This is a genomic window from Brevibacillus sp. FW301-21C12A (genome assembly GCF_058788915.1).
In genome coordinates, this window is sequence record NZ_JBYTBG010000013.1 from 1 (window position 1) to 26,284 (window position 26,284).

Consider the following 26,284-nt stretch of genomic DNA (forward strand, 5'->3'; position numbering starts at 1 on the left):
GGTTGATAGGTTCGGTGTGGAAGCGCGGCAACGCGTGGAGCTGACGAATACTAATCGGTCGAGGACTTATCCACACATTTCTTAGCAAACATGCGTATTCAGTTTTGAAGGAATAAGAAGAAAAGCTGTATTCCCGATTACTTTTGCGAGTAATGGAGAATGCAGCTTTTTTTGTGTACCTTGGAACACAAGGACGTACCCACAAGGAAAATCGAACACAGCTTAGCCGTCACAAAAGGGAAGGCCATGCGGGAGCGAAGAGTTTTTTTGCTGGATCTGTCTCATAATAACAGTGGGATAGCTAGACATATGGTGCTCCAAAAAAAGCTCCACAAGATAGCGTTCAGCAAGGCCGTGGGATAAGACCAGCTCTCCCCACCACTCTGTTTCATATCTGCAAAGCATGCTCAGCAAATACAGCAGCAAGAAGTGGCTTGCCCACTCGGGAAGAGGAAGCGAATCCGACGAGCCGTTCCAAAAGAAAAGCCGGTGCTCTTGCCAGCGAAATAAAGGGTGTTGATCTAGTGCGGACAGAGCAGTTTCAGGAAGAAGTATTCGCTTTGCATTCCCTTCTCGCCAGCTTAATTGTAAACGCGAGCTATCTGGCGCGACCCTGTTGATGTATTGAACGAAGGTTTCCGCTGAGTATGCCAACGGCCCGTCCATTTTTTCCGGAAAAGCAATCTCGGCCCACGATTGGGTGTCAGAGGAAGCTTGATCGGCTGTATGAGTTTTGCTCCAGTGTACTTGCAGCCAATGCTGCGGCTTTTCGGACAGAGCGGCGTAGACATCGCTGATTGCCGGTATGGAAGCAAACAAATCGTGCATCGAATAGCGATCCTGCATAGGGGAAAGATGAAAAAGCTGGGCCAATAGAGCAAAAAAGCCTTCTTTTTGCGGCCGGACCTCATCCTCTAGCAGCAAGTAGGTGTTTCGCTTCAGCTTCCGCGTGGTGACCCCGTGCTGGAGCACCCGGCTGTTTTGCGGATAGGACGGATCGCGCGTAAGAAGCATTCCCTTCAGCAGATGGGAGCATCCATAGAAGAGCAGCAACGGCTGGATCGACAAGTCCGCAGTAGCTGCTGTCGTATAAAACTGCCTCGCTTGCTTCCATAAAAAAAGAAAACGGGAACTTTGCTGAAAAGCCAGGCGCTCAGCATGCTCCAAGCCCATGCTGTCGTAGCAGGACGTCAAATATTTACGGGCAGTAGGCTCCGTCTCGAAAAAACGGAACATTTTCCAGGCAGAATTCATCGTAACCACCTTTCAATAACTTTCGTGATCTGGTTGCTTTTGCTAGTAATTTTTTTGATTTATCTGTCTAATAAACTCCATAACCGAACATTTCACTCATTCCTTGACAGTAAATTATGCCGTTTGTTAAACTGTCTTAAAAATATTTGCCGAGAGGGGCTTTCTACCGTGCGGGAAGATAAATTTGTCAAAGAAGGGCTAACATTTGATGACGTGCTGCTCATTCCAGCAAAATCAGAAGTTTTGCCAAGGGATGTGGACGTTCGCGTAAAACTGAGCGAGACTGTCCGCCTGAATATCCCTCTGATTAGTGCCGGAATGGACACGGTAACGGAATCAGCCATGGCGATTGCTATGGCCCGTCAAGGTGGGATTGGTATCATCCACAAAAACATGACGATCGAGCAGCAGGCGAGTGAAGTAGACCGCGTGAAGCGCTCGGAAAGTGGCGTCATTACCAACCCGTTTTCTTTGACCCAGGATCACACCGTGGCAGAAGCGGATGCGCTGATGGGCAAATACCGCATTTCCGGCGTGCCGATTGTCGATGAAGAAAAGCATCTCATTGGGATTTTGACCAACCGCGACTTGCGTTTTGTGCATGACTACTCGACACCGATCAAGGAAGTCATGACAAAAGACAATCTGGTTACAGCATCAGTAGGAACAACACTCCAGCAAGCCGAAGCGATCCTCCAAAAGCATAAAATCGAAAAGCTGCCGCTGGTCGATGAAAATAACATTTTGCGTGGACTCATTACTATTAAAGACATTGAAAAGGCGATCCAATACCCGCAAGCAGCCAAGGACCCGCAAGGACGCTTGCTGTGTGGTGCGGCAGTAGGTGTTTCCGCAGATACGTTTGAACGTGCAGCAGCGCTCGTACATGCAGGTGTGGATGTACTTGTCATCGACACAGCGCATGGACATTCCAAAGGCGTCATCGATACCGTAAAAGCGATTCGCAAAGAATATCCAAACCTGACCATCGTGGCAGGAAACGTTGCGACTGGACAAGCTACCCGTGACTTGATCGAAGCAGGGGCATCCGTTGTCAAAGTCGGGATTGGTCCTGGCTCCATTTGCACGACCCGCGTCGTAGCCGGTATTGGTGTTCCGCAAATCACTGCCATTTACGATTGCGCGCAAGTAGCTCGCGAGTACAATATTCCAATTATTGCCGACGGCGGCATTAAATACTCCGGCGATTTGCCAAAAGCAATCGGGGCAGGCGCTTCGGCGATTATGATCGGCAGCCTGTTTGCCGGAACAGAGGAAAGCCCGGGCGAGTTCGAGATTTTCCAAGGCCGCCGCTTCAAGGTGTACCGCGGAATGGGCTCGATTGGCGCGATGAAAGCGGGCAGCAAGGACCGTTATTTCCAGGAGAACGAGCAAAAGCTTGTTCCAGAAGGAATCGAGGGCCGAGTTCCTTACAAGGGGCCATTGGCAGACGTGACCTACCAGTTGATTGGCGGGCTGCGCGCAGGTATGGGCTACTGCGGAGCGAAAACGATTGAAGACTTGATTCAAAACTCGCAGTTTATCCGTATCACAGGTGCGGGCTTGCGCGAAAGCCATCCGCACGACGTGCAAATTACGAAGGAATCGCCAAACTACTCGATTTCATAGGTTAAAAGGAACTACCCCCCTTTCTGGAGAGAAAGGGGGGTTTAGTTTAAAAGGCAGCTAGTGGCAAGCAAAATTCATACAAGCCACGGTGAACGTACACTATCTTCTATAAACAGCAATTTCACCCTCGGAGGAAATATTTCCTATTATTTTCAGGCGATAGTTTCCTGGATCCACGGAAACCGGGTCTGTATAATCAGTGTTACCTTTTGGAGCAGCTAATTTGCCTAATTTAATTGTTTTTTCTACTTTGCCATTTTCGCTTAATTTTTCGATGTAAACCGTTATGTCACAATTACTTTTTGAAGCAGATAATCCAGCGTTAGCTTTTCCAAAGAGATGGAAGGTGTCGCGACCAATATATGTGCCTCCCTGTGTTACACTAAAAGCTCTCCAGTCAAGCTCAATGCTCATCGTACCAATGTCCTTTTTAATTTGTTGTTCCACAAGGGAAGCGTTATCACTTTTTTCAACTGTTGCATGAGCAGAGACTGGATTGATAACAGCCAAACCAAGAACGAGTGAAGCAAAACTAAATAGCACTTTCTTCATGAGATAAGCCTCCTTGATTCATTCAATATATTACCAATTTTACCATAAAATATTTGAGTTTCAATTATATATTATATATCCAATCAATTACCTATTAATGAGCCTATTTGGACTTCAATGCGATCGTAATGGTATGTTAAACTTACACTTGGTGCGCAATTACCTTATGAACTAATGACAGAAACTGGAGAGTGAGAAGAAACTATGAAGCGAACTACTTGGAAAAAACGACTGACAGGTTTTATCCTTTCTGTCGCAATGTTTGCAACCGGAATGGGAGGAGCAGCGACGAAGGTGGAAGCAGCACCTGCAACTGATCTACAACTGGCAGCCAAATCTGCCATTCTGTTAGAGGCATCGACAGGAAAAATACTATACAGCATGAATCCAGATGCCCCTCTGCCTCCTGCTAGCATGAGCAAGATGATGGCAGAATACCTTGTACTAGAAGCGGTTAAGGAGAAAAAAATCAGTTGGGATGAGAAGGTACCTGTTAGTGAATATGCCTTCTATGTGGCAAGAATCTCGGATACCTCTGGAGTGTACCTGAATCTAGGGGAGTCCTTCACGGTTAGGGAGCTGTACAATGCCATGGCTGTCGTTTCTGCCAACGACGCAACTGTACTGCTTGCTGAAAAGATAGCGGGCAATGAAGCGAATTTCGTGCAGATGATGAACAAAAAAGCTGCCGAGTTTGGTATGAAAAACACCTCTTTCGTCACATCCAGTGGCTTGCCAGCGAATGAACTGGGGCCGTACTCCATCAAGACCGATCAAGTGGAAAATCTAATGTCCGCTCGTGATTCGGCCATCCTCGCCAGAAACCTGATTCGTGATTTCCCGGAAGCGTTGGAAGTATCGAAGATCCCGCGTTTTACCTTCCGTCCCGGTTCTAAAAATGAATTGAAAATGGCGAACAACAACTGGATGTTGCCTGACCTCCCCAATTACTATCCGGGTGTAGACGGATTAAAAACAGGTTATACACAAGCAGCAGGTAATTGCTTTACTGGTACTGCAGTTCGTGATAACATGCGCTTGATTTCTGTTGTAATGGGAACAGACAGCAAAACAAAACGCTTCGTGGAAACAAAAAAGCTTTATGATTATGGATTCAGCAATTTCAAATTAACGAAGCAATTGGACAAAAATGTTTCTGTAAAAGGTTTTGAAACTGCACCTGTAACGAACGGAGTAGAACTCAACGTACCCGCAGTAACTGCCACCGAAGTAAACATGCTGACCAAAATCGGAGCAGAGACAAAATTCACGCCAACCGTTACGTATCAAGAGCTGACCGCACCAATCAAGCAAGGCCAGGTGGTCGGTAAGCTCGTACTGAAAGAAGAAGGAGCGAAAGACGCCGACTACCTGCAGCCGGAAGACGCGGCAAAAGCAGGCGCAGATATAGTAGCCAGCCAGGAAGTCGAAGAGGCGAGCTGGATTCGTTTGTTCTTCCGCAGCATCATTCAATTTTTCAGCAATTTGTTCAGTAGCGGAACAGGAAATTAAATAATGGTTGTTTTCCCCCTCATCTATCGTTTACAATGACGATAACAAGGAACCATAACAGAGCATAACAGTTACGGTTCTGACTTCATGATGTAGGGGGAATTTTCACATGGTACAAGTAGGAACGTCCCGCGTAAAAAAAGGTATGGCTGAGATGCAAAAAGGCGGCGTCATCATGGACGTCGTAAACGCTGAGCAGGCAAAAATTGCTGAAGCTGCCGGTGCCGTAGCTGTCATGGCATTGGAACGCGTACCTTCTGACATTCGTGCAGCCGGTGGAGTAGCTCGTATGGCTGATCTCAGCATTGTGGAGGAAGTACTGAACGCTGTTTCGATCCCTGTTATGGCAAAAGCTCGTATCGGACACTTTGTCGAAGCGCGCGTACTGGAATCGATGGGTGTCGACTATCTGGACGAGAGCGAAGTTTTGACCCCGGCAGATGATTTGTACCACATCAATAAAAAAGAATTTACCGTGCCGTTCGTATGTGGCGCGCGTGATCTGGGCGAAGCTCTTCGCCGTATCGGTGAAGGGGCGTCCATGATTCGTACCAAAGGCGAGCCAGGAACCGGAAACATCGTAGAAGCCGTTCGCCACATGCGCACGATGATGGCTCAAATCCGCAAAGTGCAAGCGATGTCTTACGATGAGCTGATGGCAGAAGCGAAAAATCTGGGTGCCCCATACGAGCTGCTGGAACAAGTACACAAAACCGGCAAGCTGCCTGTAGTGAACTTCGCGGCTGGTGGCGTAGCGACTCCGGCAGACGCGGCGCTGATGATGCAGCTCGGTTCTGACGGCGTGTTTGTCGGCTCGGGGATTTTCAAATCGGAAAACCCGGAGAAATTCGCCCGCGCGATCGTTGAAGCGACTACGCACTACACAGACTACGAACTGATCGCTCGCGTATCCAAAGGTCTGGGAAGCGCCATGACGGGAATCGAGATTTCCAAAATTCGCGAAGCAGACCGCATGCAAGAGCGCGGCTGGTAAGGTGAGCAGAATGAAAATCGGTGTACTCGCTTTGCAAGGGGCTGTAGCAGAACACTTGCGCATGCTGGAAGAAGCAGGGGCGACAGCCGTTCCCGTAAAAAAGGTGGAAGAACTGGACGAGCTGGACGGATTGGTTCTCCCAGGCGGAGAAAGCACGACGATCAGCAAGCTGATGCACAAGTACGGATTCATGGAGGCGCTCCAAGAGTTCGGAAAAGCAGGAAAGCCGATCTTCGGCACTTGCGCAGGCGCGATTCTTTTGGCCAAACAGATCGAGGGGCAAGATGATTGCCATCTCGGGCTGATGGCTATCAAGGTGGAGCGCAACGCGTTTGGCCGCCAAAAGGAGAGCTTCGAGGTGACAATGCCTGTGGCTGGTGTGGGTGCAGATTACCCGGCAGTGTTCATCCGGGCGCCATATATTATGGAAGTCGGAGAAAACGCAGAAGTGCTGGCCAAGTACGAAGAAAAGATCGTGGTAGCACGAGAAGGCCACTATCTGGCGGCCGCCTTTCACCCGGAATTGACGGAAGATGCAAGACTGCACAAATACTTCCTCGACATGGTGAAAGAATACAGAAGCTAATAAAAGCCAAGCTTGCATGAAAAGATCGGCATTGACAAAATGCCGGTCTTTTCTTTTTGGTACAAGATGATGGCGGAGCGCCCTTTACATACGTATAGAACCTGTAGTACAGTTAACAATAGAAGTATGTATGAATGAGAATGCGATGATGAGAACAAGTACTTCACATCAACCTGGTGTAGAGAGTCGGTGGTAGGTGCGAACCGATCCGGTATGTGAGGGAATCCATCTCGGAGTGGCAAAGGAATGAACTTTGCCCGGAACCGTCCCGTTATGACGGATGGAGTGGATAGATGCGCCAGGGTTGGGCATGTATCAACGAGGGTGGCAACGCGGGTACACAACACTCGTCCCTTATTAGGGGACGGGTGTTTTTTGCATTTTTATTATGGATTCGGAGGGATTCGAACATGTTGGACGTAAAAGTACTGCGGCAAGATTTGGAGGAAGTAAAACGCCGTTTGGCGCATCGCAATGAAGATATTTCCGCTCTGGATCAATTTGCAGAGGTCGATGAAAAACGCCGCCAAGTGATTCAGGAAGCAGAGGCGCTGAAAAATAAACGGAATACCGTGTCTGAGCAAGTAGCAGTCATGAAGCGGAACAAAGAGAATGCCGACCACCTGATCGCGGAAATGAAAGAAGTAAACGAACGCATCAAGAAGCTGGACGAAGAGCTGCGCAAGCTGGATGAGCAGTTGGAATTCATTTTGCTGAGCTTGCCAAACCTGCCGCACGAAAGCACGCCGATTGGGACTTCTGAAGACGACAACGTGGTGGCATGGACGTGGGGCGAGCCGCGCAGCTTTGGCTTCGAGACCAAACCGCATTGGGAGCTGGCCAGCCAGGCAGGGATTCTCGATTTTGAGACGGCTGCAAAAGTAACCGGAAGCCGCTTTGTCTTTTACAAAGGACTGGGAGCTCGCCTGGAGCGCGCATTGATGAACTTCATGATGGACCTGCATGCCACTGAGCACGGATACGAGGAAGTCATCCCGCCATACATCGTAAACCGCGCAAGCATGACCGGAACCGGACAGTTGCCGAAGTTTGAGGAAGATGCTTTCAAGCTGGAGGGACCAGACTACTTCCTGATTCCTACCGCAGAGGTGCCTGTCACCAACATGCACCGGGATGAAATTATGGATGGAGCAGATTTGCCGCGATACTATGCTGCTTTCAGCGCTTGTTTCCGTTCGGAAGCGGGATCGGCTGGTCGCGATACACGCGGGCTGATTCGCCAGCACCAATTCAACAAAGTGGAGCTGGTGAAATTCGTCAAACCGGAAGATTCGTATGATGAGCTGGATAAGCTGGTGAAAAACGCAGAGAAGGTACTGCAACTGCTTGGACTTCCGTACCGTGTCATGAGCATGTGCACGGGCGACCTCGGATTTACGGCAGCGAAGAAATTCGATCTGGAGGTATGGATTCCAAGCTCGAATACGTACCGCGAAATCTCGTCTTGCTCGAACTTCGAAGACTTCCAGGCTCGCCGCGCCAATATTCGTTTCCGCCGCGACACCAAATCGAAGCCGGAATTCGTGCATACACTGAACGGCTCGGGCCTCGCCATCGGCCGTACAGTAGCGGCGATTTTGGAAAACTACCAGGAAGCGGACGGAAGCATCACCATTCCGGAAGTGCTGCGTCCGTACATGGGCGGAGTAGCAAAAATCGAGCCGAAATAAGCGGGGGGAAGAACCCCATAAATAAGCACAGCAGCCTTTGATCTTTGTTTGGATCAGAGGCTGCTTTCTTTTTGGGCGGCGAAAAGGCGAGAGAGCAGGGGGAAAAGGCAGCTTGGAAAATGTGTTCTAATACAGTTATAATTTTTAGAAAATTGTGTTGCATTGTACTAATCTCTGTTATATAATAAAAACAAATCAAAAGAATATTGTTTTAATACAGATATGGAGGGAATGGGAAATGGACTGCTATCGGTGTGAAGGAAACGGCGAACAGAATTGCCCACGATGCGGAGGCGTTGGTCATGATGACAACGGAGCGGCTTGCCATCATTGCTTGGGGGACGGACATGTGAGCTGCAGTCATTGCAGTGGCAGCGGATATCAGGATTAAGCCATTTTTTTTGAACCTTCTGTACTATAATAATTCGGAAAAATTCGATCTGTACCATAATAATTCAGATGTTATCAAGGGAAGGTGAACAGGTTTGACTACGATTCCAACCAATCCATATCCGCTGGAAATTCAGATTACCGGCGAGATGCGCTCCGGCTTCGAGGATATTCTCACACCGGAAGCGATCCAGTTCGTCATCAAGCTGGAGCAAAAATTCGGCGACAGAAGGCAGCAATTGCTTGCCGCTCGCGAGGAACGCCAATTGAAAATAGATGCGGGGCAACTGCCTGACTTTTTGCCGGAAACAGCCGAGATTCGCAACGGAGATTGGACGGTAGCTCCGCTTCCGCATGATCTGCTGGATCGCCGAGTGGAGATTACCGGGCCGTCCGGCGACCGCAAAATGGTTATCAACGCACTCAATTCGGGCGCACGTCTCTTCATGGCAGACTTTGAGGACGCAAACTCGCCTACTTGGGAAAATACGATTCAAGGCCAGATCAACATGAAGGACGCTGTCCGCCGCAACATCTCATACACCAGCCCGGAAGGAAAGCAATACACCCTCAATGAGAAGACAGCGGTATTGATCGTACGGCCGCGTGGCTGGCACCTCGACGAAAAACACATCCTTCTCGATCAAAAGCCGATTTCCGGCAGCCTGCTCGACTTTGGCCTCTACTTTTACCACAACGTCGATGCCTTGATCGCGAACAAGACAGCCCCGTACTTCTACTTGCCGAAGCTGGAAAGCCACCTGGAAGCGCGCCTCTGGAACGATGTATTTGTGTTCGCTCAGGAGGAGCTGAATATTCCGCGCGGGACGATTCGGGCGACGGTTCTGATCGAAACGATTCTCGCTGCCTTTGAGATGGATGAGATTTTGTATGAGCTGCGGGAGCATAGTGCAGGCCTGAATTGCGGGCGTTGGGATTACATTTTCAGCTACATTAAAAAGCTGCGGAATCAGCCGGATGTCATCACCCCTGACCGGGCGCAAGTGACGATGACGGTTCCGTTTATGAGGGCCTACACCACTTTGGCGGTGAAAACGTGCCACAAACGCCAGGCTCCTTGCATCGGCGGGATGGCGGCCCAGATTCCGGTGAAAAACGACCCGGTCAAAAATGAAGAAGCGCTCGCCAAAGTACGCGCTGACAAGGAGCGGGAAGCTTACGACGGGCACGACGGCACGTGGGTAGCCCATCCCGCACTGGTGCCTGTGGCGATGGAAGTTTTCAACCGTTTGATGAGAGAGCCGAACCAAATCTGGTATAAACGCGAGGATGTGCAGGTGTCGGCAAGCGACCTGCTGGCTGTACCAGAGGGCGTCATCACAGAAGAAGGCGTGCGCACCAACATCAGCGTAGGCTTGCAGTACATCGAAGCGTGGCTGCGCGGGTATGGCGCAGTGCCGATCCACAATCTGATGGAGGATGCGGCGACCGCGGAAATTTCCCGGGCTCAGGTGTGGCACTGGATTCGCCATCGACAAGGTGTGCTCCAGGATGGCCGAAAGATCACCGAGGGTCTGGTCAAGCAATGGCTGAGCGAGGAATTGCAGGCATTGAAACAAGCGATTGGCCAGGAACGTTATGAAAACAGCAAATTTCAGGTTGCCGGCGAGCTGTTCCTGAGGCTGGTGACAGAGGACGACTTCGAGGATTTTCTGACTGTACCGGGCTATCGCTATCTTTAATAACAATCATAAAAAAACGAGTGGGGGAAAAAGAAAATGAGCAAACAAACAAAGCAGGAAGCGATTCAACAGATTGAACAAAGCTGGCAAACCGAGCGTTTCCAGGGAATTACCCGGACGTATTCGGCTGAGGACGTTTACCGTCTGCGCGGGTCTGTGCAAATCGAGCATACGTTGGCTCGGTTGGGTGCGGAGCGACTGTGGAACCTGCTGCATACCGAGCATCACATCAAAGCGTTGGGGGCTTTGACCGGGAATCAGGCCATCCAGCAAGTAAAAGCGGGACTGAAGGCGATTTACTTGAGCGGCTGGCAAGTGGCGGCAGACGCGAACCTCTCCGGTCAAATGTATCCCGATCAAAGCCTCTACCCGGCAAACAGCGTTCCTCATGTCGTAAAAAGAATCAACCAGGCTCTGCAGCGTGCAGACCAGATCGACCAATCCGAAGGCGGTACAGATACGTACTGGTTTGCTCCGATTGTCGCTGACGCGGAAGCGGGCTTCGGCGGGCCACTGAACGTGTTTGAGCTGATGAAAAGCATGATCGAAGCGGGAGCTGCCGGCGTGCATTTTGAAGACCAGCTCGCTTCCGAGAAAAAATGCGGCCACATGGGCGGGAAAGTGCTGATCCCGACGCAGGCTGCTGTCCGCAACCTGATTTCCGCTCGCTTGGCTGCTGACGTCATGGGCGTTCCGACCATCATCGTAGCGCGTACAGACGCAAACGGCGCTTTCCTGATTACGAGCGACGTCGATCCGCAAGACCAGCCGTTCCTCACCGGCGAGCGCACTCCAGAAGGCTTTTTCCGCCTCCGCGGGGGGCTGGACGCGGCGATTGCCCGCGGACTCGCTTACGCTCCGTATGCAGACCTGATCTGGTGCGAAACTTCCGAGCCAAACCTGGAGGAAGCACGCCGCTTTGCAGAAGCGATCCATGCCCAATATCCAGGCAAGCTGCTGGCCTACAACTGCTCCCCGTCCTTCAACTGGAAGAAAAAGCTCGACGAGGAATCGATCGCTCGCTTCCAGGAGGAGCTGGGAGAGATGGGCTACAAGTTCCAGTTCGTAACGCTCGCAGGCTTCCACGCCCTGAACTACGGCATGTTCGAGCTGGCGCGCGGCTACCGCGATCGCGGAATGGCTGCTTACTCCGAATTGCAGCAGGCTGAATTTGCAAGCGAGGTTCACGGCTATACCGCGACTCGCCATCAGCGTGAAGTTGGCACTGGCTATTTCGATGAAGTAGCGCAAGTGATCGCTGGCGGAACTTCTTCGACCACAGCTTTGACCGGGTCGACAGAAGAAGAGCAGTTCGCTCACAACTAAACAGAAGAAGCACGATAAACGGACTAGGGGCGCGACTACCCCTAGTTCTTCTTCGTTTTTCAACAAGAGTGAAAACGATCATCGCTTTTTTCCGGACGCGACGCGGTTCTCTGGCAGCAGAGGGCCGCTTTTCTTTTTTCACAGAGTCTTAATCGCTTCTTTACAACCCATTTATATCAGTTTCATTTTGGTTGTTTACGATGATAGACGAAAAAACAAAACGATCAAACACAAATAAAAACGAAAAGGAGCCTTAAAAGATGAGAGGGAACCAGTTGGGCTGGAAACGAACCGTTGCTGTCGTAACATCCGTTTTACTGCTTGCCGGATGTGCCACCGAGACGAAATCAGACGCTACTCTGGATACGTCGCAATTGACCCTGGAGCAAATCGTGGAAAAAGCGAAGCAGGAGGGCGAAGTCAACTCTGTAGGGATGCCGGACACGTGGGCAAACTGGGGAGAGACATGGGGCAATCTTCAGAAGGAATACGGCTTGAAGCATACGGACACCGACATGTCGAGCGCAGAGGAATTGGCCAAGTTTGAAGCAGAAAAAGAAGACGCCACAGCAGATATCGGCGACGTGGGCATCGCATTTGGACCGTTAGCCAAACAAAAAGGGCTGACGCTGCCTTACAAAACCTCCTACTGGAACGACATTCCCGACTGGGCAAAGGACGATGAAGGGCACTGGGTGCTCGGCTATACTGGAACGCTCGCTTTTCTCACCGACAAGACCAAAGTGCAAAATCCTCCCAAGTCGTGGGCTGATCTGAAAAGCGGAAGCTACAAGATCGCGATTGGCGACGTCATGAAAGCGAATCAGGCGCAGTTTGCCGTTCTGGCCGCCGCTTATGCCCACGGGGGAGACGAGAAAAATATTCAGCCCGGCGTTGACTTTTTTGCTGACCTGGCGAAAAACAAGCGACTCAGCACGAGCGACCCGAGCCTTGCCAATCTGGAAAAGGGCGAAATCGAAGTCGCCATCGTGTGGGACTTCAACGCGCTCGGCTACCGTGACAAAATCGACAAAAACCGCTTTGACGTCATCATCCCGGAAGAAGCATCGGTCAGCAGCGGGTACGCTACGCTTATCAACAAGTACGCCAAGCATCCGCACGCCGCGATGCTGGCACGTGAATACATCCTCTCCGATGCCGGACAGTCCAATCTGGCTCGCGGCTATGCCAGACCCATTCGCGCGAATGCCAAGCTTGACGAGTCTGCCAAGGCCAAGCTGCTCCCGGAAGAAATGTACAAAAATGCGCGTCCGGTTGGCAATTTGAATGCATGGGAAGAGACAGCGAAAAAATTGCCGCAGCTATGGCAAGAGCAGGTGTTGATCCATGTCCGCTAACAAGCTCGCCATGATTGTGCTCGACGGATTGAGATTCGACACGGCTGTCTCGCACATGGGGTACATGCATCATCTGGTCGAGTACGGCTTCGCTGCCCGCTTCCAGGTTCGCTCGGAATTGCCCAGTCTCTCCCGGCCTTTGTACGAGGTTCTTTTGACGGGAACCCCTGCGTGGAAAAACGGGATTTCCAGCAATCAGGCGGTGCGGCTTTCGCATCAGGAGAGTCTGTTCCACCTGACGCGCAAAAACGGGATGTCCAACGCTGCTGCCGCTTATTGCTGGGTGAGCGAGCTGTACAACAAGGCTCCGTTCAGCCCGTTTCACGACCGCATCCAGTTGAACACGGACAAGCCGATACAACACGGGATGTTTTACTGGGAAGATCACTATCCGGATACTCACCTGTTTGCCGACGCCAACTTTTTGTTGCATGGATTCAATCCGGATTTTCTTTACGTCCACTCCATGAACATTGACGATGACGGCCACAAGCATACGGCTGATTCCGCGCGCTATCGCAACCGCGTTCTGGCGGCAGATTCGATCCTGGCAAACGTGCTTCCCGCGTGGATCGACGCGGGCTATCAAATAATCGTAACAGCCGATCACGGAATGACAGCGGACGGAAATCACGGCGGTACGTCTAGCGCTGACCGGGACGTTCCCCTGTTTGTCATCAGCAACCGGGTATCTCCGGGGATACGCGAGGTGGCGATCCCGCAATTGCAGGTGGCTCCGCTTGCCTGCCAACTGCTCGGCATCTCCCCCTCGGAAGCGATGCAGCCATTGACGGTATCCGGGCAGAGCAAGACGTCTCCCTGAGGGGGCGTCTTTTCCGCTCAGAAAGGAGCTTTTGCGATGAAACGATTTGTCAGCATGCTTTTGGTCACGACGATTCCGTTTTTTGCGATAATCGCGCTGTTTCTGCTCGCCCCGTTGTTTTCCATGATCGGTGGGAGCTTTCAGGCCGAAGGGGACGGCGGTTTTACATTCAGTCACTATCGCGAGATTTTTGCCAATCCGTACTACTTGCAGGCGTTTGAAAACAGCGTGCTCATCTCGCTCTTGTCTTCGCTCATCGGAATCGTCGCTGCTGTTTTCGCTACCTATGCGATTACCCGCTTCCCGCAGTCTCTGCAACAGCGAGTGCTCGTCATTACGAACCTGACCTCCAATTTTGCAGGTATCCCGCTCGCTTTTGCCTTCATTGTCCTGTTGGGCAACAGTGGCCTGTTTGTTTTGCTCGCGAAGCAACTGGGGATTGATTTCGGACAATCGTTTACGCTTTATTCGTGGAGCGGGTTGACGCTTGTTTATATTTACTTTCAACTGCCTTTGGCAGTGATGCTGCTGTATCCTCTGTACCACGCCATTCAGAAGCAGTGGATGGAAGCGGCCGAGCTGCTTGGGGCAAGCCCCTGGAATTTTTGGCTGCGGATCGGTTTCCCGGTACTGCTGCCAGGCATCGTCGGCACATTCAGCATTTTGTTTGCCAACGCGATGGGGGCCTATGCTTCGGCTTACGCGCTCACCGGGAGCAACTACAATCTCGTGCCGATTCGGATTGGCGCGCTCGTCTCCGGCGACATTTTTGCCAGACCCGAGCTTGGTAGCGCGCTTGCTGTCCTGCTCGGCCTGACGCTTGCCGCAGCCCTGCTCGTGAACGAGTGGCTGACGCGGAAGATACGGAGGGATTTGTCTTGAAGCGGATTGGTTTGCCGTCCTTGTCGTTTGCGTTGGTCATGCTGTATTTGTTTTTGCCTGTAGCGGCTACCGTGCTGTATTCGCTGGCAACCGAGTGGAACAGCACGGTTTTGCCGGAAGGGCTTACGGGAAAATGGTTCGCGGAGCTGTATGGCGACCCGCGGTTTTTGCAGGCATTCGGACGCTCCTTTTTGCTTAGCTCCCTGACGACTGTCGCTGCCGTCGTCATTATCGTTCCGGCTGTTTTTTCAATCGTCGTCTACGCTCCCCGGCTGGAGAGGCTCGTTCAGCTTTTTGTCATGCTCACCTACGCCGTTCCGGGTGTCATTATGGCGGTCGGCCTGATTCGCACTTATTCAGGCAGCGGGATTCCGATGATTTTCATCACGGCCGGAGCGTATCTGGTCGGTCTGCTGCCGTATCTGTATCAAGGAACGCGGAACAGCCTGCTTGCTCTGCAAGCCCGTTCGTTGATGGAGGCGGCCGAGCTGCTGGGCGCGAGCCGCTGGCAGGCGTTCGTGCGGATTATCGTTCCGAATATCATGTCCGGGATTCTCGTGTCTGCGCTCTTGTCGTTCTCTATTTTGTTCGGGGAATTTGTCCTGATTAACATTTTGGTGGGCGGCAGATTCGAAACCTTGCAGTTGTATTTGTACGCCAAGCTATCGACAAGCGGGCATATCGCCAGCGCGATTACCGTCACTTATTTTGCCCTGATGGCTGTCATCACCGGGCTGATTGTAAAATTCACGCGCCGAAGTTTCGCACGCAAGGAGGTTTCTTGATGAGTTACGTCCAAATCGAACATCTGTCCAAAACCTTTCACGGCCAAAACGTGCTGAAGCAGCTCGAGCTTGCCATTGAAAAAGGCGAGCTGGTTACCTTGCTTGGCCCCAGCGGGTGCGGCAAAAGTACGTTGCTCCGCATCCTCAGCGGTCTGACTGCCCCTGATACGGGCACGATCTACATTGACGGCAAAGACGTGACAGACGTGTCGCCCAAAAACAGGGAGATCGGCATGGTGTTCCAATCGTATGCGCTTTTTCCCAATCTGACGGTCAGTCAAAACATTGCCTTTGGCCTGGAAATGAACAAAATCCCGAAGGCGGACATTCGGCAGCGCGTGCAGGAAATGATCGAACTGGTGGGGCTTACGGGAAAAGAGCAAAACTATCCGCGTGAATTGTCTGGCGGTCAGCAGCAGCGCGTGGCACTCGCCCGTTCTCTGGTCACGCGGCCCAAGGTGCTTCTGCTGGACGAGCCGCTCAGTGCGCTGGATGCGCAGATTCGCAAAAATTTGCAAAAGCAACTGCGCACGATTCAACGCGAGCTGAACATGACGACGGTGCTGGTGACGCACGATCAGGAAGAGGCCATGGCTGTCAGTGACCGCATCTACATCATGAATGGCGGACGAATCGTTCAGCACGGCAGTCCGCATGAGATATACACCCAGCCACGCTCGGAATTTGTCGCCCGTTTTATCGGGAATTACAACGTACTGACCGCCGAGCAGTTGAACCGAATCGCGCCTGATCTGGCCGCTCCGGCAGCCGAACGCTTCGCCATCCGTCCGGAGACGTTTCGCGAACAGCGGATGGCTGCGGAGGACATCCGCTTGACCGGAAATATTGCCCATGTAACCATGCTCGGCAACGTTACCCGTTACGAGCTGAACATTGGCGAAGTTCCCGTGCTGGTGGACTCCCTGCACCTGTCCTATGAGCCGGAGCAGGCAGGCGCAACCAAAACATTGTACTTATGTCCCAAGGATGTGATTCCGCTTTATGACACTATTGCCTGAAGAACGACAGCAAGTGATTTTGGACGAACTGAACCGCCACGGTAAAATTCAGGTGATGAATCTGGCCAAAAGCCTGGCAGTGACGCCGGAGACCATCCGACGCGATCTGGACCAACTGGAACAGCAGCGCATGCTAAAGCGAGTGTACGGAGGAGCCATCCCTTATCATTTGGCGAATCGGGAGCCGCACTTTGAAAAGAAACAGGCGATTCAACAGGCGGCGAAAACGAAAATCGGGCAAATCGCGGCTGAGCTTTTATCTGACGGAGACACGATCGCGCTCGACGTCGGGACGACGACACTGGAGCTGGCGCGTGCGATCAAGGGTCTAAACCAGTTGACGATTGTCACCAATTCGCTGCCTGCCGCTTCTTTGTTAAACGAGCTGTTGGAAGCGAACCAATTCAACGGGCAGGTAATTATGCTGGGCGGCCTGACCCATCCCGCGCAACAATCCGTCGCCGGGGCGTTTACGTGCGAGCTGCTCTCGCGCTTTCATTTTGACAAAGCGTTTATTTCCTGCGGAGGAATGACGGCTGACGGCTTTACCGACTACGACATGGAAGAAACGTTGTGCTCGACCATGATGGTGCAACGCGCCGAGCAAGTCTACGTATTGGGGGACGCCTCCAAGATCGGCCAAACGCAATTTTTCCGCATTTGCGGCTGGGCGGATGTCAGCGCGGTCGTCTGTGACCAGCCGATGCCGGATGAATGGCTCTCGTCGGGCATGCAAACCACATGGATAAGCGAACATCCGCGAAGGAGAGACTTCCCATGCTGATCGACTACCATCTTCATCTGGAAGAAGGGCCTTATTCGTTGCGTTGGCTCGAGCGTACCAATGCGGCTCTCGACTACTTTTACCCGTTGACTGAACCTCGACATACCCGCGCCTGGCTGCAGGACAGTCTGGCGCGATTAAATAACCGTTTGTCTCTGGGCGCATACGATCCGTCCTGGCTCGATCTGTATTTGCGGGAGGCGCTGCACAAAGGCTTGAAGGAAGTGGGGATTGTCGATCATTTATACCGCTTTCGCGAAGCCCGTCCGTACTTTGAGCAGTTTATGGAGCTTGGCGACACTGATTTGGGCCGTTTGCAGCGCACCTGGCTCAATCAAGTGTGTACCGAGAGCCTCGGCGACTTTTGCGCCGCCATCGAGGCAGCAAAGCCGCGCTGGGCGGCAAGCGGCGTGGAGCTGCGGCTGGGGATCGAAGCGGATTACTTCGTCGGCGGGGAAGCGGAATTGCAGTGCTTGCTGACAGGCGCTTCGTGGGATTATGTAATCGGCTCTGTCCATTTTTTGCACGGATGGGGCTTCGACAATCCCGAGACGCGCCATCTGTTTGAGCAGCATGACCTGAAGCAGCTATACGCGGACTTTTTCCACACGGTCGAATGCATGGTCAAAAGCGGGCTGTTCGACTTTGTCGCCCATCTGGACAATCTGAAAGTGTTCTCCTATCGCCCTGCGGAGTCGGAGCTTGTTTCGTATTACTACAGAATCGCCGCCGCTTTGAAAGAAACGGATACGGCGACCGAGATCAACGCGGGGCTGTATTACCGCTATCCCGTACAGGAGATGTGCCCCAGCCCGGCTTTTCTGGACGTTCTCGTGGCCCATGGCGTTCCGCTGACGCTCTCGTCGGATGCGCATTTTCCCGACGATATCGGGAGGTATGTGGCGGCGAATTTGGAGACGATTCGTGCGCTTGGGGTGGCGGAGGTTGCTACTTTTTCTGGTCGTCAACGGGTTATGAAGGCGATTCGGTAGAGCCGGTTAGCCGGTTGTAGGTGCTGGGTGGAGCGGGGGCCTGGCTGTTGCTGTGATTGTTTGGCCAGATTGGATTGGCGGTTTGTGTGGGCTGGATAGGGGAAGTAGTTTGATTTGGGCAGGTGTATTTTTTGATGCCAAAAGCCTTGGGATTCGGGGATTCCAAGGTTTTTGGCGTTGGCGGTGATTTCGCTTTTGGAACCTTCCCGTGATCTGGCGCCCAACCAAGTACAATTGCTATGCGCATGGCGATAAATCGTAACCGGGAAGGTGTTGGTAGCGCCTTGATGTTTTTGGTTGTGGTGGCGTGTGGTGTAATCGTGTTGCAGTAGGCTGCGAAGATGGCCGCTGGATTTGCCAAAAAGTAGTCGGGTGCATATAATAAGAAGGTGGGTGAAGCGTCAGCCGAATGCTTTTGCCACGCCACTAACGATATATGTCCCCGTAGCTCAGCAGGATAGAGCAACGGTTTCCTAAACTGTAGGTCGGAGGTTCGAATCCTCTCGGGGACGCCATACATGAAAAAGCCTTGAGCTATCAAGGCTTTTTCTATTTTTATGGGGCGATTGAAAATCAGCAGTTTATGTTTTGAAATGAGGTTTACTGTGGTTTCAATCGGCATGAAACTGTTGGTGTAATTGTCCAACGAGGTGTCGAATTTATCATTTGGAGGAGAAATGATGATTAGAGTAGTTACCTGTACGGGGATTTGAAAACGATAATATTGTTCCGTCAATGCTAAGTCTAGAGGATCGTATAGTTTTTCTGGTGCGCAAAAACATTGGACATGAAGAAATGTACTTCGATAAGCTTGTGAAATACAATGTACTTTCAAATGAGTTTGACGAGTGGTTTTTTACGAAGCCAGTTGGTGTTGCAAGTAATCATTAGTGGAACTCATTTTATGTACTATGCCTCAACAGAATGGGACCATAATGATGTATGCATAGTGATATTAATAAAGTGATATTAATAATTTGTGAATAACATTTAGAAAAATCAATTTTCTGCAAGTATAGTCGTTTATCCAACACTAACGAGATTTTATATAAGTTTATTATTATATAATTTTATTGCTTCACAAAATACAATATGTTATATTTTGCCTTGTAAAAAATTACATTTTTAGAAGGGTTGTACAAAATGAAAAAATTCCTTTCTGCATTCCTTGCTTTTTCTATGCTTGCGCTTGCTGTCACACCAGTTTCAGCAAGCAAAAGTCAAACAGCAATAACAAGCGAAACACAAGTTCAGGCCGAAGCGTACAAGGGTGTCAAGCACTTGAACGAAGAGTCCGACGAGTCTTTAATTAAGTTGAACGAAAGAACAGAAGATATTGGCGTAAATCAATCTGAAAGTAAAAACGAACTAAGAAGAGGAGGAGTCATAAGCACAGTTGCTAGGATTATCCTGTATTCAAAACGTATAAAATTCATATTAAAAAATGGAGATGAACTTTTCTTTGACCAAGAAGATCCAGATAAAGCGGGTGAGGCTCTAAAAGAGTACTATCTGGACAATGGCACTTTTGATAGAGGAGACATTCGTGATCGAGGAGAAGGATTACCAAAATCTTCGGCTATCATTAGGTTTTATGATTTACCGAATAGATCAGAACAAGTGTACTTAGCCTATGGGGACGTAACTATGGGAATGCTGCACATTGTTACGAGACACTTCCCAGAGTACTGGTCGACATTTAGTACATATCAAAAGGCAAAAAATTCATTTTTTAATCCGGGTTGTGAACGCTCACCAAAATGTTGACCACTTTGCTCATCATAAAGTTACCCACCTGACAGTTTGAGCACACGTCATCATTTTCACACCTAATTGCAAATGTTTTTACTGAGCCAAGGATCGTCAAGGGCTTGCGTAGCAAGGGGTTTACCCTTTATCCTTGACGATCCTTGGTGCAGGAAATAAAATGCTACTTTGTGTGAAAAAAAGCATCGTAGGTGGTCAACTCGAAGATGAGCGTTTGCTCCAAAAATGGTCAACTTTTTGATTAGCATTCACACCGGGTACTGAATTCTCTTACGTTGAAGATGTTATTGAAAGCGTGATTGATTATTCGTTTAACGGGAAGGAAATGGCGAAAAACATCAATAACAAAAAAGTAATCCCATATGATGGATATCATAAAGGCAAGGTATACAGAGTCATCATGTCAGGTGAGCGTGTGGTTTCTGTATTCCCTATTAGTTATAATCAAGCGGAATAGATAACAAATCCCAACGAAAAGAAAGCCTTTATCTAGAATGGATAAGGCTTCTTTCTCACATTTCACGAAAAATATCGCGAAAATACCGTACTATAGTGTGGAATATAACGAAAAATAAGATAAGGGAGTTCCTATGAATATGATTGATATGAAGCTATACATTACTCTCCCCTCAGATAACATCGATTTTCGCTGTATCGAAAAAGTTCTTATCCCTATTCAAAACAAAACTGAAATTCAGAGAGCTATTGATCCAAGCGATAGCAATTTTATGGAAGCACTGGTGATTACGAGTCAGGGTAAACAAGTATCTGATTTCCGGTTTTGCGAAGCCAGGCTGCTCACGCAACTGATTGCATTGGTTGAGGATTACTACCTAAGTGCTGAAAAAGCAATTAGCGATAACGTTTACGGGTTAAGTGTAATCACAATTGGTTTGAGGAAAACAGGTGAAAATAAGCTGTTGTTGACAGCAACAAGAGACGGAAACAGGATTGTACAGGTTGAACTACCAGAGAAAGAATTGATAGATAATCTGTTTTCACTAGCTAAGGAATATTTCTCCTATCTTATTGAATATGGGATTTCTACGTCATTTCATGCAAAAGAACTATCCATTGTTTGCGAGTATGAAACCAGGTACAAGGATATTTACAGAAAAAGTCTTGATTAAGATTAACCCGAGTGATTTCAAGGAAGGAATCACTCGGGAGTCAAAAGTAGTCTCGTCTGCTTGACTGACATTTATATACAGATCATCTAGAATTCTAAATGCTAATGGACGAAAATACCTTTGTGGATCACTCCGTTTTTTAGCCAATTGAAAACAAAGTAACGTTCAGAAAAATCGTTTTTTTTTCTACGACAGACCAATTAACTAACAAGGATTTCCAATGCCTCTGTCGAAGTAGTAAATAGCTATTTTGATGGAGGTTTTCATATGCCCTTGCCCAAAAATCGTGTCATTCCTGAAAGGAAGATTTATTTTCGTCCGGAAATTCAGAATTGCCCTCATTGCGGTACGAAGCTTAAACGGCATCATACTGCATGGAAAAAGAATATCATTACGCTCTCCGGCGTTATCCAAGCTTGGAGCATGGCTTATGCTTGCAGAAATTCGGATTGCCTGCACCCCAAGACCTACTATAAATCTGCGGAAGCGGAACTTCTCAGCATGAAACATACTTCCTACGGTTTTGATGTGCTGGCGCTCGTCGGACAGCTTCGGTTTCAGCAACACATGACCATCGGCGAAATTACGAAAGAGTTGAATCAACGAGGGGTAGCCACGTCAGAACGCAATTCCCAAAGACTGTACGAACGTTATCTAACCTTGCTCCGCGCAAGCGTTACGGATCACATAAAACAAGCATTAAAGCAAGTGGTTACGGACCATGGCGGCATCATGATTTCCATGGATGGAGTGCAACCCGAGAAAGGAAATGAGACGCTCTACGTCATACGAGAAATTTTCAGCGGTACCATTCTGTCTGCCCAAAATCTCAAGAGTAGTTCCGCCGCAGAACTGAAAAAGCTCATCCTTCCCGTTATCGAGTTGGGCTTTCCCATCATTGGGATCGTTACGGACGGCCAGCAATCCATTCGACTGGCCATGGAATCGCTGTTGCCGGACGTACCGTACCAATACTGTCAGTACCATTACCTAAAGGATATTGCCAAGCCTGTTGTCGATTTAGACCGCAAACTCAAGACAGGGATTAAGAAAAGCCTTCGCGGGATACGCGAAATAGAGAGGAAAATCGGGAGCGACACATCTGCCGACGCTGAGGTCGCTAAGGAATACGTAGCGGCCATTCGTTCCGTGCTTCTCGAAGATGGCAATCCACCGCTTGATCTGCCGGGCATACGGGTTTATGAAAATGCAAAAGCCATTCAGGCTTCCCTCGAGCGATGCCTGGATAAAAAAGGGGCCCTCCCTACTCCGAAACTTAATCGGAATTTTCGGTAAATTACACGACTTCGAGGAGCAGTATGCTGCGGTGAAACGATGGGCGTTCCCGATTCATCGCGTTGCCGAAATCTTGAATCCAGACGTAGACAAGCGCAGTGAGACGGTTCAATTTCATATGCAACAACTGTTGAATTGGGTTGAGCAGACATACACCAGCGAAGAAGACAAACCAATGGTAGCGAATCTAACGAGCTACACGCGAGGGTTCTGGAAGGGCTTGTTTACCTGTTATGACCACTTGCATGTCCCCCGAACGAACAATGACCATGAGCGCTTCTTTCGTCAAACGAAAACCCGGCATCGACGGACGACCGGGTTACGAAGTTGGAACGAATATATTCTACGAAGCGGCGAGATGGTCGTGTTTGTCGATGATGCACTCCGTCAGAGTGATGTCTTGAGCAGACTTCAAGCTGTCGACTACCTTGCCTATCGCGATGAATGTTTTCGCTGGTCTTCTCGGTTGAGTGAAGCGACGAAACGCAGACGCTTCAGAACTAACCCTGAACTATACCTACAAAGGATAGAAGAAACTTATTGTATGTTAATTGGTCAGCCGTAGTTTTTTTTTGGAAACAAAACATCATCAAACAACGTACTAACATTAGTGAAAATCATCCCGCCCTCTTGAATCATATCCTTCATCGAGCGAATTGCGATTGTTATTGTCGATGAGCAATGTTTGCTTCTTCCTTTTCGCTCTCCAATCGACTAAGCTCCCAATCAGCAAAAGACCCACGCAAATGATTGTGACCAGTAACCAGACAGGCATAGCTAGCACCTCCGTTCTTATTAGTTCGACTCTAAAAATGTAAAAATGTTGCAGCGATGAAAAGATAAAGCAGGAGGCATGACCCATGAGACGATTAGTATGTATGGCAATGGCCGTAATGACAGCGAGCATACTTGCAATCGGCTGTTCCCCCGAGGCGAGTGTTCCCGTGCCCCCGGAGGCCAAACCGACAGACGGGCAGCAGCCAAAACCAGAGTCCCCTGTCCAAAACGAGAACAACGGAGCGGGGCAAAACGAAGCGAACAACGAGAAGCCATTGCCAGCAGAGCAGCCGGGTTTAACAGCGCAACTGATTTTAGACGACAACTTTTTAAAGCTGCTCGCAAATAACGAAATCAACGGCTTCGATATTGCGATCGGAATGAAAAAGGAAGAAGTCGTCAAGCGGTACTGCGCGGTGGTCAAGAAAGACTTCTTGGATGGCGGGCAGTATGCTGTCCTGGAAAAACTGGACGATGGCATCGTCTTTTTTGACGGGGCGGATCGCGTATATGCGATTGACTTGGAGGGCAGTCGCTTGGGGACGGCCACACTGGAAACGATTCAGCAGGGATGGGGTACGCCTGTAGATGAAGGCGAAAGCATGGTAGACGGGGAGTATCTGCTTCTGTATGAAGCGGGGGACAACTCGGTGTTTATCAGTGCGGAAAACAAGAACTCGCCGCCAGAAAAGATCAGGATCATCAACAAAAAAATGCTGGATGAGTTCCCGCAAAAATTTTAATGGCTCCCCGGTTCCGGCCCATTGTGAAAAAGCCAGTGGAGAAGGCAGACACACCGCCTTTTGCTCACTGGCTTTTTTGCGTGGGATCAAGAGGCTACGCTACACCTTACTCAACCGATCTTTTTCCAAACAAAATTTGATCGAGTCCAAACTTGGAGCTGCCGCTAATGCTGAGCGCGAGCAGGATGGCGAACAGCGCAAGCTCCAGCTCATAGCCAGCGCCGCTTTCTCCACCCATGAAGCCGGCTGCCAGCTTTGCTTTGGCAACGGCACCAATCATGACGACAGCCAGCGCGGCGGAAAAGACGCGAGTGCCAAGTCCGGCGATCAGGGCGATCCCGCCGACAACCTCCAGGAAAGCAACCAGATAGGCGATAAATGCAGGCAATCCCAGCGTGCCAAAGAATCCGGCCACGTTTTCGAGTCCCATCTGAAATTTGGCGACGCCGTGGATGGCAAACGTAAGGCCAACGACGATGCGCAAAACAAGAGCGCTCCATTCAAAACGATTTTCCATGTATGATTACCTCCGAATCAGTTTATATCAGTAACATAGTTACTTTTCGTTAGTAAGTATATATTAATTATTGTATATGTCAATACGTTATGGAAAATTTACAAACGCTGGAAAGTGCGAATTATTAGGCACAAAGTAATCATTCATTTTGATGGATTGAAGAAAGAGCGGTATACTGAAAGGAGAATGAGGTGATACGAATGAAACAGTCTTCCCTCTGTCCGAAGTTTGAAAAAGGCATGCAACTGCTGGGAAAACGATGGACAGGGTTAATCTTGTACCAGTTGCTTTCTGGACCACAGCGTTTCTGTGCGTTGGAAGGGGCCCTGCCGGTAAGCGGAAGGCTACTTTCTGAACGGCTGAAAGACCTCGAAAAAGAAGGGCTTGTGCATCGGCAAGTGTTTACAGACTCGGCGCCTGTACGGGTAGAATATTCTTTGACAGAGATGGGGAAGGCTCTGGAGCCAGTAATCAAGGGGATCGAATCATGGGCCCAGAGCTGGATTGAGCTGGACCAGACGACAGCGCAGAGTAAAGCAGAACATACATGAAAAAAAGGCTTCGCCGGGCTGTTGACGGAGCCTGTGTTGTACGTATTTCATTCCACGCAAAAACCCCTGTGGCCCAGGGGTTTTCTAATGCCTATACCATTTGAACGCGATGACGAAGCGCTTCAGCGTCCGTTTGCCCCTCCACGATCAGGTTGGAGAGAGGTTTTCACGGTTCTCTAGTTGTCTTCTTGCGACCCGTTCTGTCTCGATTTCCATTTTACAAATTCGATATGCCGCTTGATTTCGGTAAGTTCCTCTTCCGTTAACCCGTCTATGTCCAAGAAGGGAATAGGTGTTTCCCGCACAGATGCTTGCCGCCAAAATGGCGTGGGGTTATCTGTTCTTCCATGAAGGTAATCGGTCGATACGTCAAACAGGTCGGCGACTTTGGAGATCAACTGGGAATCTACGCCTTTCTTTTCGCCCGATTCAATTCGCGACAAAACTGTGTTGTGAATGCCAAGCTTTTCAGCTAATTGGATTTGTGACCACTGCTTTTGCTCGCGCAGCCATTTTATCCTTTGACCGACTATGGACATCGTGAAACCACCTTTTTCGTTTTGGCAATATCATTCTAACAATTTTCCATAACGGAAAAAACAAGATTGCTAAAACGACAAATAATGTGTTGACTTTGCTGAAATTGAAACGATATCATGTAACTATAAATATTTGCCATTTCTGCAAAGGAAGAGGGAAACTGAATATGGAACGTCTAAACCTCCCATTTATCGCAAAACGTAGGAGTGAGTGCAAGCTCACGCTGCAGGAAATGGCGGAGTCACTCGGTTTTCGCAATGCTTCCACATACTTGAAGTACGAGAAGGGAGAGTACGATTTCAAGGCAAACCATCTGCCGATTTTAGCAAAGAAGCTGAAATGTAGCCTGAATGAACTTTTTATGAGTTTGTTTTTGTTGTTTTAGCAAAGGTATATCAGATAAGGGGTGGGTGGAATTGGAAGCATGGGAGGCGAATAGGAGACAGCTTGAATTATGGAAAAAAACATTATCCTACGAAATCGAGATGATGGCGCCATACAGCGAATCGGCATGCGCAGGATTTTTGGATCGGCTCATGCGGTTTGAAACCGAGTTGGAGCAAAAGGAGCTGTTCCCGTCAGAACGGGCGCTCGTTGGCTCCAATGCCCGGCATTTTTAGAGAAGCTGCGTCATTTTTTCCGGGTTCATGAGGCAGGCAAAACCAAGCATCTCATTCGAACGA

General features: G+C 49.7%; 27 protein-coding genes, 1 tRNA gene and 1 other annotated feature. Of the genes, 23 read left to right on the forward strand and 5 right to left on the reverse strand.

Annotation, left to right across the window (positions count from 1 at the left end):
* Positions 1 to 222 precede the first annotated feature (222 nt).
* Positions 223 to 1,254 (reverse strand): YaaC family protein, encoded by a 1,032-nt coding sequence (locus tag AC3WQH_RS10480; protein WP_026556985.1) that lies wholly within the window; start codon positions 1,252 to 1,254, stop codon positions 223 to 225.
* Between the two features lie 168 nt (positions 1,255 to 1,422).
* Between AC3WQH_RS10480 and guaB the strand changes: the two genes are divergently transcribed.
* Complete coding sequence (guaB, locus tag AC3WQH_RS10485; protein ID WP_025844403.1) at positions 1,423 to 2,883, forward strand: IMP dehydrogenase; 1,461 nt, start codon at positions 1,423 to 1,425, stop codon at positions 2,881 to 2,883.
* Positions 2,884 to 2,982: 99 nt separating this feature from the next.
* Here guaB and AC3WQH_RS10490 read toward each other — a convergent pair whose 3' ends face one another.
* Positions 2,983 to 3,435 (reverse strand): hypothetical protein, encoded by a 453-nt coding sequence (locus AC3WQH_RS10490; RefSeq protein WP_025844405.1) that lies wholly within the window; start codon positions 3,433 to 3,435, stop codon positions 2,983 to 2,985.
* 204 nt (positions 3,436 to 3,639) lie between these two features.
* On the opposite strand from AC3WQH_RS10490, the gene AC3WQH_RS10495 reads away from it, so the two are divergent.
* The 13 genes from AC3WQH_RS10495 (at position 3,640) to AC3WQH_RS10555 (ending at position 18,280) form a co-directional block, all read left to right on the forward strand.
* Positions 3,640 to 4,947, forward strand: a complete 1,308-nt coding sequence (locus AC3WQH_RS10495) for a D-alanyl-D-alanine carboxypeptidase family protein (RefSeq protein WP_025844407.1) — start codon at positions 3,640 to 3,642, stop codon at positions 4,945 to 4,947.
* 109 nt (positions 4,948 to 5,056) lie between these two features.
* Positions 5,057 to 5,941: a pyridoxal 5'-phosphate synthase lyase subunit PdxS gene (pdxS, locus tag AC3WQH_RS10500; protein ID WP_005833554.1), complete on the forward strand. Its 885-nt coding sequence runs from the start codon at positions 5,057 to 5,059 to the stop codon at positions 5,939 to 5,941.
* A 10-nt stretch (positions 5,942 to 5,951) separates the two neighbouring features.
* Positions 5,952 to 6,527 carry a pyridoxal 5'-phosphate synthase glutaminase subunit PdxT gene (gene pdxT, locus AC3WQH_RS10505; RefSeq protein WP_005833556.1) on the forward strand — a complete coding sequence of 192 codons (576 nt, stop codon included), beginning with the start codon at positions 5,952 to 5,954 and terminating at the stop codon, positions 6,525 to 6,527.
* A gap of 136 nt (positions 6,528 to 6,663) precedes the next feature.
* Positions 6,664 to 6,885: a binding site (T-box leader), on the forward strand.
* 52 nt (positions 6,886 to 6,937) lie between these two features.
* Entirely contained in the window at positions 6,938 to 8,218 is a 1,281-nt protein-coding gene (gene serS, locus AC3WQH_RS10510) for a serine--tRNA ligase (RefSeq protein WP_005833557.1), read from the forward strand.
* A gap of 485 nt (positions 8,219 to 8,703) precedes the next feature.
* Positions 8,704 to 10,311, forward strand: coding sequence for a malate synthase A (gene aceB / locus AC3WQH_RS10515; protein ID WP_025848861.1), 1,608 nt, complete (start codon positions 8,704 to 8,706; stop codon positions 10,309 to 10,311).
* 36 nt (positions 10,312 to 10,347) lie between these two features.
* Entirely contained in the window at positions 10,348 to 11,637 is a 1,290-nt protein-coding gene (gene aceA / locus AC3WQH_RS10520; protein WP_005833559.1) for an isocitrate lyase, read from the forward strand.
* Positions 11,638 to 11,897: 260 nt separating this feature from the next.
* Complete coding sequence (locus tag AC3WQH_RS10525; RefSeq protein ID WP_197187207.1) at positions 11,898 to 12,995, forward strand: ABC transporter substrate-binding protein; 1,098 nt, start codon at positions 11,898 to 11,900, stop codon at positions 12,993 to 12,995.
* Complete coding sequence (locus tag AC3WQH_RS10530; protein WP_238501190.1) at positions 12,985 to 13,818, forward strand: alkaline phosphatase family protein; 834 nt, start codon at positions 12,985 to 12,987, stop codon at positions 13,816 to 13,818. Before AC3WQH_RS10525 ends, AC3WQH_RS10530 begins: the two co-directional genes overlap by 11 nt.
* 36 nt (positions 13,819 to 13,854) lie before the next feature.
* Positions 13,855 to 14,700: an ABC transporter permease gene (locus AC3WQH_RS10535; RefSeq protein ID WP_290426267.1), complete on the forward strand. Its 846-nt coding sequence runs from the start codon at positions 13,855 to 13,857 to the stop codon at positions 14,698 to 14,700.
* Positions 14,697 to 15,485, forward strand: a complete 789-nt coding sequence (locus tag AC3WQH_RS10540; RefSeq protein WP_122952836.1) for an ABC transporter permease — start codon at positions 14,697 to 14,699, stop codon at positions 15,483 to 15,485. The genes AC3WQH_RS10535 and AC3WQH_RS10540 overlap by 4 nt, the downstream gene beginning before the upstream one ends.
* Complete coding sequence (locus AC3WQH_RS10545) at positions 15,485 to 16,504, forward strand: ABC transporter ATP-binding protein (protein WP_007776224.1); 1,020 nt, start codon at positions 15,485 to 15,487, stop codon at positions 16,502 to 16,504. The genes AC3WQH_RS10540 and AC3WQH_RS10545 overlap by 1 nt, the downstream gene beginning before the upstream one ends.
* Positions 16,488 to 17,288, forward strand: a complete 801-nt coding sequence (locus AC3WQH_RS10550) for a DeoR/GlpR family DNA-binding transcription regulator (protein ID WP_005833566.1) — start codon at positions 16,488 to 16,490, stop codon at positions 17,286 to 17,288. The genes AC3WQH_RS10545 and AC3WQH_RS10550 overlap by 17 nt, the downstream gene beginning before the upstream one ends.
* The gene (locus tag AC3WQH_RS10555; protein WP_221843466.1) at positions 17,282 to 18,280 is read left to right on the forward strand and encodes a histidinol phosphate phosphatase domain-containing protein; all 999 of its coding nucleotides are present in this window, start codon (positions 17,282 to 17,284) and stop codon (positions 18,278 to 18,280) included. The genes AC3WQH_RS10550 and AC3WQH_RS10555 overlap by 7 nt, the downstream gene beginning before the upstream one ends.
* Here AC3WQH_RS10555 and AC3WQH_RS10560 read toward each other — a convergent pair.
* A complete protein-coding gene (locus AC3WQH_RS10560; protein WP_129552159.1) occupies positions 18,261 to 18,707 on the reverse strand; it encodes a hypothetical protein in 447 nt (148 codons plus the stop codon). The genes AC3WQH_RS10555 and AC3WQH_RS10560 overlap by 20 nt on opposite strands.
* Positions 18,708 to 18,718: 11 nt before the next feature.
* On the opposite strand from AC3WQH_RS10560, the gene AC3WQH_RS10565 reads away from it, so the two are divergent.
* The 6 genes from AC3WQH_RS10565 (at position 18,719) to AC3WQH_RS10590 (ending at position 23,993) form a co-directional block, all read left to right on the forward strand.
* Positions 18,719 to 18,795: transfer RNA gene (locus AC3WQH_RS10565), tRNA-Arg, on the forward strand.
* Between the two features lie 628 nt (positions 18,796 to 19,423).
* On the forward strand, positions 19,424 to 20,047 hold the full coding sequence (locus tag AC3WQH_RS10570) for a hypothetical protein (protein WP_429787995.1): 624 nt from the start codon (positions 19,424 to 19,426) through the stop codon (positions 20,045 to 20,047).
* Positions 20,048 to 20,643: 596 nt separating this feature from the next.
* On the forward strand, positions 20,644 to 21,177 hold the full coding sequence (locus tag AC3WQH_RS10575) for a hypothetical protein (RefSeq protein WP_005830599.1): 534 nt from the start codon (positions 20,644 to 20,646) through the stop codon (positions 21,175 to 21,177).
* 267 nt (positions 21,178 to 21,444) lie between these two features.
* On the forward strand, positions 21,445 to 22,473 hold the full coding sequence (locus AC3WQH_RS10580; RefSeq protein ID WP_429788173.1) for a transposase: 1,029 nt from the start codon (positions 21,445 to 21,447) through the stop codon (positions 22,471 to 22,473).
* A gap of 31 nt (positions 22,474 to 22,504) precedes the next feature.
* The gene (locus AC3WQH_RS10585; protein WP_429788175.1) at positions 22,505 to 23,038 is read left to right on the forward strand and encodes an IS66 family transposase; all 534 of its coding nucleotides are present in this window, start codon (positions 22,505 to 22,507) and stop codon (positions 23,036 to 23,038) included.
* 295 nt (positions 23,039 to 23,333) lie between these two features.
* Positions 23,334 to 23,993 (forward strand): hypothetical protein, encoded by a 660-nt coding sequence (locus AC3WQH_RS10590; RefSeq protein WP_492332028.1) that lies wholly within the window; start codon positions 23,334 to 23,336, stop codon positions 23,991 to 23,993.
* Between the two features lie 106 nt (positions 23,994 to 24,099).
* On the opposite strand, the gene AC3WQH_RS10595 is transcribed toward AC3WQH_RS10590, so the two are convergent.
* Positions 24,100 to 24,510, reverse strand: a complete 411-nt coding sequence (locus tag AC3WQH_RS10595) for a DoxX family protein (protein WP_025848840.1) — start codon at positions 24,508 to 24,510, stop codon at positions 24,100 to 24,102.
* 200 nt (positions 24,511 to 24,710) lie between these two features.
* On the opposite strand from AC3WQH_RS10595, the gene AC3WQH_RS10600 reads away from it, so the two are divergent.
* Complete coding sequence (locus AC3WQH_RS10600; protein ID WP_005830589.1) at positions 24,711 to 25,061, forward strand: winged helix-turn-helix transcriptional regulator; 351 nt, start codon at positions 24,711 to 24,713, stop codon at positions 25,059 to 25,061.
* Between the two features lie 176 nt (positions 25,062 to 25,237).
* Here the strand turns inward: AC3WQH_RS10600 and AC3WQH_RS10605 are convergent, their stop codons facing one another.
* Complete coding sequence (locus tag AC3WQH_RS10605; RefSeq protein WP_005830587.1) at positions 25,238 to 25,600, reverse strand: helix-turn-helix domain-containing protein; 363 nt, start codon at positions 25,598 to 25,600, stop codon at positions 25,238 to 25,240.
* A gap of 167 nt (positions 25,601 to 25,767) precedes the next feature.
* On the opposite strand from AC3WQH_RS10605, the gene AC3WQH_RS10610 reads away from it, so the two are divergent.
* The gene (locus AC3WQH_RS10610; RefSeq protein WP_005830585.1) at positions 25,768 to 25,986 is read left to right on the forward strand and encodes a helix-turn-helix domain-containing protein; all 219 of its coding nucleotides are present in this window, start codon (positions 25,768 to 25,770) and stop codon (positions 25,984 to 25,986) included.
* Positions 25,987 to 26,011: 25 nt separating this feature from the next.
* Entirely contained in the window at positions 26,012 to 26,221 is a 210-nt protein-coding gene (locus tag AC3WQH_RS10615) for a hypothetical protein (RefSeq protein ID WP_237716569.1), read from the forward strand.
* Positions 26,222 to 26,284 lie beyond the last annotated feature (63 nt).

Coding starts and splice junctions, on each gene's coding strand:
- AC3WQH_RS10590 (WP_492332028.1), top strand. CDS start 23,334: ATGAGACGATTAGTATGTATGGCAATGGCCGTAATGACAGCGAGCATA.
- AC3WQH_RS10480 (WP_026556985.1), bottom strand. CDS start 1,254: ATGAATTCTGCCTGGAAAATGTTCCGTTTTTTCGAGACGGAGCCTACT.
- AC3WQH_RS10535 (WP_290426267.1), top strand. CDS start 13,855: ATGAAACGATTTGTCAGCATGCTTTTGGTCACGACGATTCCGTTTTTT.
- serS (WP_005833557.1), top strand. CDS start 6,938: ATGTTGGACGTAAAAGTACTGCGGCAAGATTTGGAGGAAGTAAAACGC.
- AC3WQH_RS10530 (WP_238501190.1), top strand. CDS start 12,985: ATGTCCGCTAACAAGCTCGCCATGATTGTGCTCGACGGATTGAGATTC.
- AC3WQH_RS10550 (WP_005833566.1), top strand. CDS start 16,488: ATGACACTATTGCCTGAAGAACGACAGCAAGTGATTTTGGACGAACTG.
- aceA (WP_005833559.1), top strand. CDS start 10,348: ATGAGCAAACAAACAAAGCAGGAAGCGATTCAACAGATTGAACAAAGC.
- AC3WQH_RS10580 (WP_429788173.1), top strand. CDS start 21,445: ATGCCCTTGCCCAAAAATCGTGTCATTCCTGAAAGGAAGATTTATTTT.
- AC3WQH_RS10570 (WP_429787995.1), top strand. CDS start 19,424: ATGAAAAAATTCCTTTCTGCATTCCTTGCTTTTTCTATGCTTGCGCTT.
- AC3WQH_RS10525 (WP_197187207.1), top strand. CDS start 11,898: ATGAGAGGGAACCAGTTGGGCTGGAAACGAACCGTTGCTGTCGTAACA.
- AC3WQH_RS10495 (WP_025844407.1), top strand. CDS start 3,640: ATGAAGCGAACTACTTGGAAAAAACGACTGACAGGTTTTATCCTTTCT.
- pdxS (WP_005833554.1), top strand. CDS start 5,057: ATGGTACAAGTAGGAACGTCCCGCGTAAAAAAAGGTATGGCTGAGATG.
- AC3WQH_RS10575 (WP_005830599.1), top strand. CDS start 20,644: ATGATTGATATGAAGCTATACATTACTCTCCCCTCAGATAACATCGAT.
- AC3WQH_RS10610 (WP_005830585.1), top strand. CDS start 25,768: ATGGAACGTCTAAACCTCCCATTTATCGCAAAACGTAGGAGTGAGTGC.
- AC3WQH_RS10545 (WP_007776224.1), top strand. CDS start 15,485: ATGAGTTACGTCCAAATCGAACATCTGTCCAAAACCTTTCACGGCCAA.
- AC3WQH_RS10595 (WP_025848840.1), bottom strand. CDS start 24,510: ATGGAAAATCGTTTTGAATGGAGCGCTCTTGTTTTGCGCATCGTCGTT.
- AC3WQH_RS10600 (WP_005830589.1), top strand. CDS start 24,711: ATGAAACAGTCTTCCCTCTGTCCGAAGTTTGAAAAAGGCATGCAACTG.
- pdxT (WP_005833556.1), top strand. CDS start 5,952: ATGAAAATCGGTGTACTCGCTTTGCAAGGGGCTGTAGCAGAACACTTG.
- AC3WQH_RS10555 (WP_221843466.1), top strand. CDS start 17,282: ATGCTGATCGACTACCATCTTCATCTGGAAGAAGGGCCTTATTCGTTG.
- AC3WQH_RS10605 (WP_005830587.1), bottom strand. CDS start 25,600: ATGTCCATAGTCGGTCAAAGGATAAAATGGCTGCGCGAGCAAAAGCAG.
- AC3WQH_RS10490 (WP_025844405.1), bottom strand. CDS start 3,435: ATGAAGAAAGTGCTATTTAGTTTTGCTTCACTCGTTCTTGGTTTGGCT.